The 14,355-nt window shown below is 58.6% G+C and carries 12 protein-coding genes; 8 read left to right on the top strand and 4 right to left on the bottom strand.

Going from position 1 to position 14,355, the window contains the following annotated elements; genetic code table 11:
* Positions 1-67 precede the first annotated feature (67 nt).
* Positions 68-1,330: a YcjF family protein gene (locus tag ACVWYY_RS03980; protein ID WP_414417412.1), complete on the top strand. Its 1,263-nt coding sequence runs from the start codon at positions 68-70 to the stop codon at positions 1,328-1,330.
* Here ACVWYY_RS03980 and ACVWYY_RS03975 read toward each other — a convergent pair.
* A complete protein-coding gene (locus tag ACVWYY_RS03975; RefSeq protein WP_414349686.1) occupies positions 1,322-2,326 on the bottom strand; it encodes a glycosyltransferase family 2 protein in 1,005 nt (334 codons plus the stop codon). The two genes, ACVWYY_RS03980 and ACVWYY_RS03975, sit on opposite strands and share 9 nt — an antisense overlap.
* A 47-nt stretch (positions 2,327-2,373) precedes the next feature.
* Positions 2,374-3,264: an Hsp33 family molecular chaperone HslO gene (hslO, locus tag ACVWYY_RS03970; protein WP_414328989.1), complete on the bottom strand. Its 891-nt coding sequence runs from the start codon at positions 3,262-3,264 to the stop codon at positions 2,374-2,376.
* Between the two features lie 342 nt (positions 3,265-3,606).
* Between hslO and ACVWYY_RS03965 the strand changes: the two genes are divergently transcribed.
* The 4 genes from ACVWYY_RS03965 to ACVWYY_RS03950 all read left to right on the top strand — a co-directional run bounded on the left by ACVWYY_RS03965 (position 3,607) and on the right by ACVWYY_RS03950 (position 6,173).
* The gene (locus ACVWYY_RS03965; RefSeq protein WP_414331342.1) at positions 3,607-4,092 is read left to right on the top strand and encodes a globin family protein; all 486 of its coding nucleotides are present in this window, start codon (positions 3,607-3,609) and stop codon (positions 4,090-4,092) included.
* 63 nt (positions 4,093-4,155) lie between these two features.
* Positions 4,156-4,641, top strand: a complete 486-nt coding sequence (gene apcB / locus ACVWYY_RS03960; protein WP_011433054.1) for an allophycocyanin subunit beta — start codon at positions 4,156-4,158, stop codon at positions 4,639-4,641.
* A gap of 166 nt (positions 4,642-4,807) precedes the next feature.
* Positions 4,808-5,011: a phycobilisome linker polypeptide gene (locus ACVWYY_RS03955; RefSeq protein WP_011433055.1), complete on the top strand. Its 204-nt coding sequence runs from the start codon at positions 4,808-4,810 to the stop codon at positions 5,009-5,011.
* A 133-nt stretch (positions 5,012-5,144) separates the two neighbouring features.
* A complete protein-coding gene (locus ACVWYY_RS03950) occupies positions 5,145-6,173 on the top strand; it encodes an ABC transporter ATP-binding protein (RefSeq protein ID WP_011433056.1) in 1,029 nt (342 codons plus the stop codon).
* Between the two features lie 130 nt (positions 6,174-6,303).
* Here the strand turns inward: ACVWYY_RS03950 and ACVWYY_RS03945 are convergent, their stop codons facing one another.
* Both ACVWYY_RS03945 and ACVWYY_RS03940 read right to left on the bottom strand, forming a co-directional pair.
* Positions 6,304-7,944: a 2-isopropylmalate synthase gene (locus tag ACVWYY_RS03945; RefSeq protein WP_457387587.1), complete on the bottom strand. Its 1,641-nt coding sequence runs from the start codon at positions 7,942-7,944 to the stop codon at positions 6,304-6,306.
* Positions 7,945-8,015: 71 nt separating this feature from the next.
* Positions 8,016-8,948: an arylamine N-acetyltransferase family protein gene (locus ACVWYY_RS03940; protein ID WP_457403152.1), complete on the bottom strand. Its 933-nt coding sequence runs from the start codon at positions 8,946-8,948 to the stop codon at positions 8,016-8,018.
* A 258-nt stretch (positions 8,949-9,206) separates the two neighbouring features.
* On the opposite strand from ACVWYY_RS03940, the gene ACVWYY_RS03935 reads away from it, so the two are divergent.
* From ACVWYY_RS03935 to ACVWYY_RS03925, 3 genes are all read left to right on the top strand, one after another.
* Positions 9,207-9,488, top strand: coding sequence for a MoaD/ThiS family protein (locus ACVWYY_RS03935; RefSeq protein WP_457403153.1), 282 nt, complete (start codon positions 9,207-9,209; stop codon positions 9,486-9,488).
* Positions 9,489-9,547: 59 nt separating this feature from the next.
* Positions 9,548-11,686 (top strand): polyribonucleotide nucleotidyltransferase, encoded by a 2,139-nt coding sequence (locus ACVWYY_RS03930; RefSeq protein ID WP_457403154.1) that lies wholly within the window; start codon positions 9,548-9,550, stop codon positions 11,684-11,686.
* Between the two features lie 175 nt (positions 11,687-11,861).
* Positions 11,862-14,045 carry a CHASE2 domain-containing protein gene (locus ACVWYY_RS03925; RefSeq protein WP_457403155.1) on the top strand — a complete coding sequence of 728 codons (2,184 nt, stop codon included), beginning with the start codon at positions 11,862-11,864 and terminating at the stop codon, positions 14,043-14,045.
* The last annotated feature ends 310 nt before the right edge of the window (positions 14,046-14,355 follow it).

Raw genomic sequence — 14,355 nt, 5'->3', positions numbered from 1 at the left:
TTGGCAGTAGGATCCGCCCTGAACTACCTTTGTGGGGCTATCGGCCTTAGGGGAAGAAGCAAGAAGCATGTCTCAGAAAAGCCCATCCTTCTTAGAGAAACTGACTGACCTAACCCGCCAAATTGTTGACCGTGCCCGAGGCATCCCAGAAGCTTCTGAATCTCTCGAGAAGCCAGAAGCCTTTAAGTCTTTCTGGAATTCGGTGTCTCAGATACTACAGAAGGACCTCCTAGAGGCGCAGACAGAGTTGGGCCACTGCAACATCCTGGTCATTGGCAAAAGCGGGGTGGGCAAGAGCACCTTGGTCAATGCAGTGTTTAGAGATGAGCTGGCCCGTACCGGTGTTGGCAGCCCCGTCACCCGCCACATTCGTCAGTATTCCAAGCCAGGTTGCCCAATCACCATCTACGATACACCTGGCATGGAACTAGACGGTGAACAGAATCAGCAAGTTCGCCTGGAGGTTTCCCAGCTTATCGAGGAGCTGCGCTTTAAGGATCCTGAACATCACATCCATGTTGTTTGGTACTGCCTCCACCACGAACTGAAGCGGTTGGAGGAAGTTGAACGCAAATGGCTAAAGGAGTTGGAACTCAAAGACGTTCCCGTCATCTTGGTCTTAACCCAATGCTTGGAATATCCCAATCCTGAAGAGAGCGAGTTTTTCCGGTATTTGCAGCATCAAAATTTGCCTGTCCGCTACATTGTTCCCGTTTTGGCCCGCAACAAGGCGATTAACCGGCAAATTACCATTCCTGCCCACGGGCTGGAGCACCTAATTGGCTGCACGCTAGAGCTTTTGCCGGAAGTGGCTCGCCTTGCCTTTATCCGCCAGCAATTGCTGCGGGTGGATCTCAAAGCCGAGGCTGCCTTTAAGTACGTATCAGGCTATGTGGCCAGTGCAGCGTTTATCGGGGCAGTGCCCCTTCCCTTTGCAGATGCCCCTCTGTTGGTTACAGCCCAAGCAGGCATGATTGCCAATATCAGCTTTATTTTTGGCTTCGAGGCTTCCCCTTCTTTTTACTACTCTTTGATAGCCGCTTTGGCAGGCACTACAATTACAACAGCAATCGGGCGAACGATTGTGTCCAACTTGCTGAAGATGATTCCCGGCCCGGGGATTGTAGGCAGCGCTATCCAATCCACTACGGCAGCCACCCTCACTCTCTCTCTGGGCCTGGCCTATATCGAGCTGATGAAGGCCATCGCCCGCGCCAAAATCCAAGGGATCCAGCTATCTCCAGAAGAGATGAAAGATATCTTTATACGCGAGTACCAAAGTTATGTTGCCTCGGGATCCAAAACTCTGAAAGATGACTTTTCATCCTAGCTTTTGCGTAGGTACTGAATCTAGGGCAGGGGAAGGTCGTGGGGTCTCAAACCCAAAGGTTCCATCGACCAGGTAGAGGGGGCGGCCTTTCACTTCTTCAAAAACGCGGCCTAAATACTCGCCAATCACGCCCAAGCTGATCAGCTGGATCCCGCCCAAAAACAAGATCATCACCGCTAAAGAGGCATAGCCAGGTACATCGGAGCCAAAGAGCAAGGTGCGGATGATGAGAAAAAGGCCATACAAAAAGGCTGGAACCGAGATCGCCAACCCTATGTAGCTCCACACCCGCAACGGCCAAGAGCTAAAAGAGGTGATGCCTTCTATGGCTAGGTTCCACAGCCGCCAGTAGTTCCACTGGGTTTTGCCGCGAAAGCGGGGGGCGCGATCGTAAAAAATGGCCGTTTGCCGGTAGCCCACCCAGGCAAAGATCCCTTTCATAAAGCGGGTGCGCTCTCGCAGCTGTTTAACTGCCTCCACCACCTGCCGATCCAGCAGTCGAAAATCCCCCGTATTGCGCGGGATCCGCACCTGGCTGAGTTGATCAATCAACCAATAGAAGCCGTTGGCTGTAAAGCGTTTTAGCCAGCTCTCCCCGCGGCGGCTGCGGCGCACCGCATAAACCACCTGATAGCCCTGCCGCCACTGCTGCAGCATCTCCGGGATCAGCTCCGGCGGATCTTGCAAGTCGGCATCGATGGGAACAACAGCTCGACCAGAGGCGTGATCGAGGCCGGCAGTAAGGGCGATCTCCTTGCCATAGCAACGGGAAAGGTTCACCACTTTGATACGGGGATCCCGACGATGGAAGGCAATGAGCTTTTCCAGCGTGTTGTCTTGGCTGCCATCGTTGACGCAGATAATCTCGTAGGGGATCCCCAGCGGCTCCAAGGTAAGTTGCAGGCGTTCGAACAGGTGTTCCAGGTTGTCCGCCTCATTTTTGCAGGGGACAACAACCGATAATTCAACCAACTCAACCGGGGGCTCAGACAACATCGAGAGGTGTCAGAATCGGGATCCCGTAGTTGGCCATCATTGTGCCATCAGGGGGTGGCCGACATCTCCGCCACAATCGAGCGCAGCTCGTCTTCCGAGATGCGGTAGACCTCGTTGCAGAATTGGCAAACCGCTTCTGCCCCCTTGTCGGTGTGGATCATATCGAGCAACTCGTCCCGCCCCAGCATGCGCAGGGCCCCCTTCACTCGGTCGGAATTGCACTTGCAGTAGAAGCGGATGGTGCGCATTTCCGGCGCAATTTTCAGATCCAAGTCGCCCAGGCAGATTTGCAACAGCTCCCGCAAGCCGCCGCCACCAGCCAACATCGGGCTAAATTCTTCCACTTTGGCCAAACGGGCCTCCATCTCTGGGATCAGACTGGCCGGCGCCCCTGGCATCAGCTGCAACAACACTCCGCCGGCGGCGCGTACCCGCTGTGAGTCGAGATTTACTCCCAGAAGGACTGCCGAGGGAATCTGCTCTGAGGAGGAGAGGTAGTAGGTGATGTCGTCTCCCACCTCTCCCGAAACCAGCTCCACCGCGCTGGTGTAAGGCTGGCCATACCCCAGATCCCGCAGCACATGGAGGTAGCCATAGCGCCCAACGGCTTGGCCCACATCCAACTTGCTCTCGGCAGTGAGAGGAAGCTCAATGGCGGGGTTGCTCACATACCCGCGTACCGTGCCATCCAAGCCGGCATCCACCCAGATGTTGCCCAAGGGGCCATTCCCTTTCAGTTGCAGGTTAATCCGCGCCTGGCGTCGCTTCAAGTTGGCCGCCAGCAACAGGGCTGCGCTCATGGCCCGCCCCAAGGCCACTGTCGCCACATAGGAGAGCTTGTGCCGCTCCCTTGCCTCTTGTACCGCCTGGGTGGCCACCAAGCCCACCACTCGGATTTTGCCTTCTGCCGCCGTGGCCCGGATGAGGTGATCCGGCAGAGATGAGGGCGTACCCTCAGAAATACCTTTCGCTCGCTTCAATCGTTCTGACCCAGAGGCATCCGTCATCGCAACCTCAACGCATGTCTTAAACCAAGCCTGCAGGGATCCCCTGGCGACTCAGCCTTCATTCTAAGTGAGTCTAAGTGAGATTGTAGCCCCTCTCTTGCCGGACTTTGGGGAGGGAACTGCCCTGTCGGGGCGGGAATGGGACTGTCCCTTTTCTGGGAGAGATTTTAAGAAGTGTGAAGATCTGAGATGGCAGACGGCAAGCATATCGGAAAATAACTTGCGGGTATGCTCGTCATACTCTTTAAAAAATCGACTTGAGGATGGATATCCATGAGTGTTGTTACGAAATCGATTGTGAACGCGGACGCGGAGGCCCGCTACCTCAGCCCGGGGGAACTGGATCGGATCAAGTCCTTTGTTGCCTCGGGTGAGAAGCGGTTGCGCATTGCTCAAGTCTTAACCGAGTCTCGTGAGCGCATCGTCAAACAAGCTGCCGACCAGCTCTTCCAGAAGCGCCCTGACATTGTCTCTCCGGGGGGCAATGCCTACGGGGAAGAGATGACGGCGACTTGCCTGCGGGATATGGACTACTACCTGCGCCTGATCACCTATGGTGTCATTGCCGGCGATGTCACCCCAATCGAAGAGATCGGCCTGGTGGGTGTTCGCGAGATGTACAACTCCCTGGGCACACCCATTCCGGCGGTGGCCGAGAGCATTCGTCAAATGAAGCAGGTGGCCATGGGTCTGCTCTCTCCTGACGATGCGGCTGAAGCCGGCTACTACTTCGACTTTGTGGTGGGGGCAATGAGCTAATCCCTCATTGTTTTTGCCGCACAACCCTTTGCTGTTCGTCGATTTGGATTTAGGAAGCTCATCATGCAAGACGCAATTACTGCTGTAATCAACAGCTACGATGTTCAAGGCAAGTATCTGGACAGCTCGGCCATGGAGAAGTTGAAAGCCTTCTTCGCCACAGGCGAGCTGCGGGTGCGGGCGGCTGCCACCATCGCGGCCAATGCCTCCACCATCGTCAAGGATGCTGCTGCCAAGGCGTTGCTGTACTCTGATCTCACCCGTCCTGGCGGCAACATGTACACCACCCGTCGCTATGCTGCCTGCATCCGCGACATGGACTACTACCTGCGCTACGCCACCTACGCCATGCTGGCCGGGGATCCCTCCATTCTGGACGAGCGGGTGCTGAACGGGCTCAAGGAGACCTACAATTCCCTGGGAGTGCCCATTGGGGCAACCATCCAGGCCATCCAAGCCATGAAAGAGGTAACTGCCGCTCTGGTGGGTGCTGAGGCCGGCAAGGAAATGGGGGTGTACTTCGATTACATCTGCTCTGGCCTGAGCTAACTCCCGGCGTCATTGCCTCAGGGGAGGTGCATTCTTCAACGAGCACGGCGGGCGATTTGCCACAGGGATCTGGTGTGCTAGCTGAAGTACGCGAGCTTTCTGGGGTGAGTCGCCTGTTTTGCTGGTCAAGATAGCCCATTTTGTTGTTGAGCGGGGATCCCATATCATGCGCATGTTCAAGATCACGGCCTGTGTGCCCAGCCAAACCCGAATTCGCACCCAGCGGGAGCTGCAAAATACCTACTTCACCAAGCTGGTGCCCTATGAGAACTGGTTTCGGGAACAGCAGCGCATCCAGAAATCGGGTGGCCGCATCCTGAAGGTGGAGCTGGCCACGGGTAAGCCTGGGATGGACGTAGGACTGCTGTAGTTCCCCTATTCGTTCGTTGCTTTCCCTCGGATACTGAGAAATAGCCCTCTGCAGATCCGGTATGCCCAGCTCTGGAAGCTCTGTTCTTGGGGTTGGGGTAGCGGATCTGGCCGTTTTGTAGGGGTGGGGGTAGATGTTGCCTGATGTGCCGACCCGGTTGGAGCCAATCATCGCTGCCCACAACCTGAGCAAGGTTTACCCGGTGGCCGTCAAGGATCCCGGAGTGGTTGGCACCCTGCGCCACTTTTTTCGCCGCACCTATCGCCACATCCCGGCGGTGCAGTCCGTGAGCTTTCAAGTTCAGCCGGGGGAGATGGTGGGATTTTTGGGGCCCAACGGGGCGGGCAAGACCACTACCCTCAAGATGTTGACTGGTTTGATCTATCCGTCCGGCGGCACGGTGCAAGTGGTGGGTCATGTGCCTTACCGCCGGGAGCCGGCGTTTTTGCGGCAGATCACCCTGGTGATGGGGCAGAAGCAGCAGCTCATTTGGGATCTGCCGGCAATGGACTCTTTGCGCATCAACGCTGCCGTTTACGAGATCCCTGAGAAGGAGTTTCGGGAGCGGGTGGGGGAGCTGGCGGAGCTGCTCGACCTAGAAAGCAAGCTGAAGCAACCAGTGCGCAAGCTTTCCTTGGGGGAGCGGATGAAGGCGGAGCTGTTGGCGGCTCTGTTGCACCGCCCGCAGATCTTGTTTTTGGACGAGCCCACCTTGGGGTTGGATGTCAACGCCCAGGCCGGCGTGCGGCAATTTCTGCGGGATTACAACCGCCGCTATGGAGCAACGGTGCTGTTGACCAGCCATTACATGGCCGATATTACTGCGCTGTGCCAACGGGTGCTGGTCATCAACGCGGGGCAGCTCATGTACGATGGCGACCTCGAGGCATTGCTGGAGCGCTTTGCCCCCTACCGAGAGGTGAGGTTGAAATTGGCTCGCCCTTGCCCTGTTGCCCAACTGCAGCTCTATGGAGAGGTGCGCACGGACGGGGATCCGGGCAGCTGTGAGGCGCGGCTGTGGGTGCAGCGGGAGCAGCTCACCCAAACGGTGGCCAAGCTCTTGGCAGAGCTGGATGTGCTGGATCTAACGGTAACCGACCCGCCCATCGAGGAAGTGATCGGGCGGGTGTTTGCGGATGGGATCCCTTCGGCCAGCCCATAGGGTCATTTGCAACAGGGTTAGGTTGAGCGTGGGCTCCCTTCTTCCCCAAGAGGAGAGGGGCTGGGGGTGAGGGTCAGCAGCGAAGGATCCCAGCTTTGTTGGAAACGACTGGGATTCCCTAACCCTTCCCTCAGATCTTCTGGGCAGCAGCCTCGCGCTGGTCAGCCGTCGAGCGTGCCGCATGCAGCGCAGAGTAGAGCTTGTTGAGGGCATTCATGTAGGCTTGGGCCGAAGCGACGATGATGTCGGTGTTGGCGGCATGGCCGGAAAAGATGCGGTCTTCGTGGCGCAGGCGGATGGTGACTTCCCCAATGGCGTCGATGCCGGCAGTAACCGATTGGACAGAAAACTCGATCAGCTTGTTGGGGATATTGACGATGCGGTTGATGGCCTTGTACACCGCATCCACCGGGCCTGTGCCCACGGCAGCGTCCACCCGCTCTTCTCCTTCCGGGGTTACCAGGCGCACCGTGGCAGTGGGAGCCTCTCGATTGCCACACACCACTTGGACATGCTCCAGGCGGTAGAGTTCGGGCACCGGGCGAGTTTCGTCGTTAACAATCGCTTCCAGATCCAGGTCGGAGATTTCTTTTTTCTTGTCAGCCAGCTCTTTGAAGCGCAAGAAGGCCTTGTTCAGATCCTGCTCCGACAGCTCGAACCCCAGTTCTTTGAGGCGGGTGCGAAAGGCGTTGCGGCCCGAGTGCTTGCCCAACACCAAGGTGCTCGATTGCAGGCCGATGGTCTGGGCATCCATGATCTCATAGGTCTGGCGGTTCTTCAACATGCCGTCCTGGTGGATGCCAGATTCGTGGGCAAAGGCGTTGGAGCCGACGATAGCCTTGTTGGGCTGCACCAACATGCCAGTGAGGTTGGAGACGAGGCGCGAGGTGCGATAGATCTCCTGAGTTTTGATGTGGGTGAGGGGCTTCTCGGAGTCCACCGGCAGGCCGAAGTAGGGGTTGAAGTAGCTGCGCCGCACATGCAGGGCCATCACCAACTCTTCCAGGGCTGTGTTGCCGGCCCGCTCACCAATGCCGTTGACCGTCACTTCCACCTGACGGGCGCCCTGCTTAATCGCTTCCAAGAAGTTGGCCACCGAGACGCCCAGATCGTCGTGGCCGTGCACAGAAAGGATCGCTTGCTTGATGTTGGGCACGTTCTCGCGGATGCCCTTGATCAGTTGGCCGAACTCCTCCGGCATGACGTAGCCGACGGTATCGGGGATGTTGATGGTTTTGGCACCCGCCCGAATGGCCGCCTCGATGACCTGGTATAGGAACTCTGGGTCAGAGCGGGTGGCGTCCATCATGGAGAACTCCACATCGTCCACGAAGGACTTGGCGTAGGCCACCATCTCTTCGGCAATTTGCAGCACCTCAGCGCGGGTTTTGCGCAACTGATACTTCAGGTGAATGTCGGAGGTGGAGATGAAGGTGTGGATGCGGGGCTTGGCAGCGGGCTTTAGGGCTGCAGCGGCTGCCTCAATGTCCGGCTTGAGGGCGCGGGCCAGGCTGCAAATCACGGGGCCATCGGGCGTTCCCACCTGCTCGGCCACTTTCTGCACAGCCTCGAAGTCACCGGGGCTGGCATAGGCAAACCCCGCTTCGATGATATCGACGCCCAGCCGGGCCAACTGCCGGGCAATGGCCAGCTTTTCTTCGGTGTTGAGGGTGGCGCCGGGGCACTGCTCCCCGTCTCGCAGGGTGGTGTCGAAAATGAGTACATGATCCAAAGCTTGGCCATCAAACCCGGCGACCGCGGCAGCATCCATAACGGTTACTGGGATAACGAAACACTACCTCATTATTCTGACATTAACTGGGACATTAACTGGCAGGGGTTCTAGCCTTGTTTGGGGAAGATTTGGGTGGGCTCTGTTGAGACGTCATTGGGCTTGGGTCTTGCAACCTTTCCCCTGGGATCCCCAGCGGCGGCAGGAGATGGGGGAAGGCAGATCCCGAAGGCGCAGGCGAGCAGTTGTTTATACTCTTTCTCATCCCTGAGAGGGCGTTCCCAGCGGCCTTCTGGGGTGGTCTCGATCCACTTAAAAGAGCCATTGGCGCGGGCGGTGAGGGTGACCCGTCCGGTCGGAGTGGCCAGGGTGCAAAGGCGCAGCCGGGTAAACATCGATTCTGGCGAAGTTTGGTGAAAGTGGCACATGGGCTCGAACTCCTGCAGGGAGCGTGGGATCCGATCCAGAAGAAACAGAGTTTTCCAGGTGTGATCCGGCTGTTCCTGCTGAACGAGCCAATACCGACGAGCGGTGGGATCCCCTGGCCAAGGGGTGAGGCGGTAGCGTCCTTCAGCCTGGGCCTGAACCCCAGGATCCCCCAGCCGCAACGGCTCGCGAAAGGCCTCCCCATACCCCACATCTGCCAGCCAGGCTTCATCGCCGATGTTCACCTGCACAGCCAAGTGGTCGCACTCAGGTCCAAAGCGGACATCGGACTCCGTCGGAGTAGCGCGAACGGCGCGGCTCACCTGTCCTGAGAGTAGGTGTACCGAAAACCCCATTCCCTGCAAGGCAGCGGCCAGCAGGCTGTTCAGCTCAAAGCAAAAGCCGCCCCGCCGCTCTCGGACGATTTTTTGGAACAAGAAATCCCGCTCCAGGCAAATGGCGCGACCCCGATGAATGTCCAGATTTTCAAACGGCACCCACAGCAGGTGGGCTCGGTGGATCTGGCGGAGGGTTTGCAGGGTGGGCTGGGTGGGGCCAACGTAGCCAATCCGATCCAAGTAGGCCCTGATTTGGGAGGGGGTCAGTGGCTCTAGCATCAGCACAGAAACCGTTTGGCTGCAAACTGCAAAGCAAGCTTTTGACCTACCCTAGCCTTGCCCCGGATCCCCGGCCAGAGCTAAAAGAACAGTTCACTGGAATCTGAAAGACGGCATCTTTTCCCCGGAGCCGATTTTTCTGTGGCTGTAGGGATCCCTGATGGCCAGGAGATGGGCAGAGGATTCTGGTGGACGGCCAGGCCCAAGCTTGCCCAAGATGGTTTACAAGACCGTCCAAAGCAGGTGGGAGCGCTACCGATGGCTGCTGCCCAAAATTTGCCCTCCGATGAGCTTTTTCCCATCACGCTGAAGCTCTTTGCCATCTATCAAGAAGTGATCGGACAAACTGAAATGTGCCTGCAGGTGAGCCCTGGTACCACCGTCGGGCAACTGTGCGATCAACTGATCCAGCGCTACCCCAGCTTGTCTCCTTGGCGCTCCCAAACGCGCTTCGGTCTCAACCTCAATTTTGTAGCTGCCGACACTCCCCTATCGGCGGGAGACGAAGTCGTCCTGATCCCTCCGGTCAGCGGGGGCTGAAAAGGAGCAAAAGGAGAATGCTACGATAGCGGCAAGAAAAAAAGAAGGCGAAGCGTTACATGGCAGAATACACTCGGTCGATTTCCTTTTATGGGCGGGAAATTGACATCAATATTGGGCTGATGGCCCCCCAGGCAGGGTGCGGGGTTTGGCTGACTTCGGGCGAAACCTCGGTTTTGGTTACCGCCACACGGCAGCCAGGCCGGCCTGGCGTTGATTTTATGCCCCTGTTGGTGGATTACGAAGAGCGCCTCTACGCAGCGGGGCGGATCCCGGGGGGATATTTGCGGCGGGAAGGCCGGCCACCGGAACGGGCCACTTTGATCTCTCGCTTAATAGACCGACCCATTCGTCCGTTGTTCCCGGAATGGCTGCGGGATGATGTGCAGGTGGTGGCCACCACCCTCTCGGTGGACGATACGGTGCCGCCCGATGTGTTGTGTATTTTGGGAGCCTCGTTAGCCATTCACGGTGCTCGCATCCCCTTCAACGGCCCCGTGGCGGCGGTGCGGGTGGGCTTGGTCAAGGATGAATTTATCCTCAACCCCACCTATGCCGAAATTGAGGCGGGCGATCTGGATCTGGTGGTGGCCGGCTGTGCCGATGGCGTGATCATGGTGGAAGCCGGGGCCAACCAACTGCCGGAAAAGGATGTGGTGGAGGCCATCGAGTTTGGTTTTGAGGCCATCCAGGAGCTGCTCAAAGCCCAACAGCAAGTCCTGGCGGATCTCAACATCACCCCGGTAGAGCTGCCCCCTCCCCCCAAAAACGAGGAGCTGATTGCCTTTGTAGAAGAGCAGGCTCAGGAGGGCATTCGCTCCATTCTCAGGCAGTTTTTGGACAAGACCAGCCGGGAACAACAACTGGAGGAGCTCAGGGCCAAGCTGGAGGCCCAAATCCAGGAACGGCCAGAGGGGGATCCCTTGCGGCTTTATCTTCTGGAAAACCCCAAAGAGTTGGACAACCAGTTCAAGGCTCTGCTCAAGAAGCTGATGCGCCAGCAGATCCTGCAGGAGGGGGTGCGGGTGGATGGACGCAAGCTGGACGAGGTGCGACCGGTCTCTTGCCGGGTGGGTTTGATCCCAAGGGTGCACGGCAGTGCCTTGTTCAATCGCGGCCTCACCCAAGTCCTTTCCATCACTACCCTCGGCACCCCCGGCGATGCCCAGGAGCTGGACGACTTGCACCCGGTGGATGAGAAGCGCTACATGCACCACTACAATTTTCCGGGCTTTTCAGTGGGAGAAACGCGGCCTTCACGCTCCCCGGGGCGGCGGGAGATTGGTCATGGGGCGCTGGCGGAGCGGGCCTTGGTGCCGGTGCTGCCCAAGGAAGAGGAGTTTCCCTATGTGGTGAGGGTGGTCTCGGAAGTGCTCTCCTCCAATGGTTCCACCTCGATGGGATCCGTCTGTGGCTCCACTCTTTCCCTAATGGATGCTGGGGTGCCGATCAAAGCGCCCGTCAGCGGGGTGGCCATGGGTCTTATCAAGGAGGGGGACGAGGTGCGCATCCTCACCGACATCCAGGGGATCGAGGACTTTCTGGGGGACATGGACTTCAAGGTGGCCGGTACGCGGGCGGGGATCACTGCTTTGCAAATGGACATGAAAATCACCGGCATCACCGTTGACGTGGTGGAGCAGGCCATTCGGCAAGCCAAGGCCGGGCGCGAGTTCATCCTCGACAAGATGCTGGAGACCATTGCCGCCCCTCGACCCCAGTTGGCCAAAACAGCTCCCCGTCTGCTCACGTTCAAGGTGGATCCCGAGGATATCGGCAAGATTATCGGCCCTGGCGGCAAGACGGTGCGCGGCATCACCGAAGCGACGGGGGCCAAGGTGGACATCAGCGACGATGGCACGATCACCGTGTCTTCCTCGGTGGGGGGGCAAGCCGAAGCCGCTCGGGAGATGATCGAAAATCTGGTGCGGCGGGTGGAAGAGGGGCAGGTGTATTTGGGCAAGGTGACCCGCATCATCCCCATCGGCGCTTTTGTGGAGTTTTTGCCCGGCAAAGAAGGCATGATCCACATTTCGCAACTGGCGGAGTACCGCGTCGGCAGGGTGGAGGATGAGGTGGCTGTGGAGGATGAGGTGGTGGTCAAGGTGCGCAGCATCGATCACAAAGGCCGCATCAACCTCACTCGCCTCGGCATTAGCCCTGAGGAAGCAGCGCGGGTGCGCAACCATCACCACTGAGGCTGCGGTTTTCCCCCAGCAACGGGGGGGCCAGGGATCCCCTCGACAGCCGCCGGCAGCGGCCAAAATGGCAGAGAAAACTCCATCGCGACAGCGGTGCGGAGCGCTTTTTAGCTGGCTCGCGTCTGCACTGCCGTTCGTGTGGTCGCGTCAGCGGTGCAAAGCCCTTTGCAATATGCCGGATCCCGTCCCTCCCTTTCTCGCTGGCCAAAGCCCTACTTCTCCGGCTCGACTGTCCCCCTCCCGGCGGCGGCTGGGCTGGGCGTTGGCTTGGGGCTTGGGTTGGGCTGCTCTGCTTAACCTTTCTGCTCAGCATCCTTTGTTGGTGCGGATGGAGAGCGACGCCCAGGAGTGGCTGTACGCTTGGCGTGGTCCCCAGCAGCCTTCTCCAGAGGTGGTGATCGTCGGCATTGATGGTCGTATAGGACTCGATCGCGACAGCGGTGCAGAGCACGTTCCCGCTAACGGGAACAGCGGACAGGGGGAAAGCAATGGCCGCACCAGTGGTGCAGAGCACCTTGGCCAAAAGGTTGACTTTCTTCTGGAACGGGCCAACTACGCCGGCCTGACCTTGCGTCTATTGGAAGAAGCCAAGGCCAGGGTGGTGGTGCTGAACCTGCCCAGCAGCTTTGTGGTGCCGCAAAACCTGGGCAACGAGAACTTAGATGCCCCTCTACGTCAGGTGGTACAGCGCTACCCAGATCGCTTGGTCTTGGCCACCCGCAGCAGCGAGAGCTTTGGCCGCTCCGAGATTAACATCTACAACCATTTTCTGCCCTTTTCTTCCCTGCGGCTGGAGTACTTGGTGCCGCCAGAACATGTGCAGGGGGTGGTGCAACATCGGGTAGACAGTGCCGGGATCCTGCGCCAGGCCCAGCTGCGGGGGCTCTACCTGCGCCGCGACAGCCAAGAGGAGCAGATGTTCGCCTCGGTCGAGGCTCTGGCTTTTGCCAAATACGACCCGGAGCGGGCCAGCCGCTGGTTTCGAGAACGGGGTTTGCAGCCGATTCAATTCAACCCCCTCGGCTCCCAGCACGGGATCCCCATCATCCCCATCGAACGGGTTTGCCCTCCAGCTGTTCTCCAGGCAGGATCCGGGTCTGTTGCCCCGATGATCAACCCCAGCCAAGCCTGCCGCGGCCAAGAAGGGATCCCTCCCCTCGATCCCGAAGTTGCCGACCAATTGCGGGACAAAATTGTCCTGGTGGGTTTTGTGGGCGGCTACCCCGAAACCTTCCCGGTGCGGACTGCGGATGGATCCCAGATTGCGGCGGTGGAGCTGCAGGCGCAAGTCCTCTCCAGCCTGCTCACCGGAGAGGTCTACCAATCTGTGCCAGAGGGGGTGGCGGCTGCGGTGGTCTTGCTGCTGGGAGTGGGAACGGGACTGCTTTTGGTGCTTTATCGTCCCCCCCTACGTTCGCGTCAGCGGTGCGGAGCACTTTTGAGCCCTTGGGGCTGGAAGCAACAGCAGTTTCTCCTGCGGCCTGTGGTGGGGCTTGCCGTTTACGAAGGGTGGGCTGTGGCCCAGTTTCTACTGGGGCGTTGGGTTTGGCCTCTCGTCTTGCCGGCCCTGGCCAGTGGGCTAACGGGGGTGAGCCTGCTGCTCACTTTGGTCATTGTGGAGAATCAAGAACGGCTCTTGGCCCAGCAACAGGAACTGGAGCGCCTGCGCCGAGCCGAACAGGAGGCCGCCATTGACCAGGCTCGCAAGCTGCTCTACCGAGTAGCCACCGACATTCACGATCGCGAGCTGCAGGAGCTGAAGGTGGTGATGGACAACTTGGAGAGCTTGCAATGGCAGCAGCACCAGGGAAAAGCTCCCGATCCCACCGTCTACGACCACCTGCTCGAGCAACTGGAGAGGATCGGACGCGGGATCCGGAATCAGCTCAACGATGTGCGCACTCTAGCTGCCAAGCTGCGCATCTCCCCCAGCTTACGAGAAGGGCTGCATCGAGGCATCGAGATCTATCTGGATGAACTGATCCAATCGGGCAGCCTAACGCTATCTGTAGAGCGGCAACTGCAACCGCTGCAGGAGCCCAACACCGGCGAGTGGTTTGATCAGCGAGAAGACATCTTGCGCTTCTTGCGAGAGGCCATCGGCAATGTCATTGCCCACGTGCAACCCCCCAAAGGCAATGCTTCCTTTGTCAGAGTGTCGCTGGCCCAAACGGAGCGCCACTGCTGCCTTTCCGTGGTCAACGATGGTATCGAGTACGCTCCCGGCCTCAGCGGCGGCTACGGCAGCAAGGCCATGAACACCATCGCCCGCTATCTACCCAAGGGATCTTGGCACCGCACCCGCACCCCGGAAGGCCATACCCATGTCGAGCTGCACTGGGAGATGCCGCTCTGAAAGACCTACACAGCACTGAACAGAACAGATTTTTGCTCAGCGCTGTTGCTTTCTTCCTGCTTCAGCAACCCTTGACTAGCGGTAGGTTTTAGACCTACCACCCCGCCAGAGGAGTCTCCACAGGCGTTAGCTTGTCGGGGTGTGGGGTTAGCTAAGCCCCGCACTGTACCCGTAGCGTCAGTGTCGGGATACAGATACCCCCACATGGTGTATGGTGAGAGTAGTTGCACAAAACGGCTTTTGCCGGAATCTGGTGCAGCTACGCGGTGGGACATCCCGTGTCTGCTCGCAGAGGGTTCTTGCGTAGGCT

The organism is Thermostichus sp. MS-CIW-34 (genome assembly GCF_054060435.1).
This window is presented reverse-complemented; position numbering and strand designations above follow the sequence as displayed.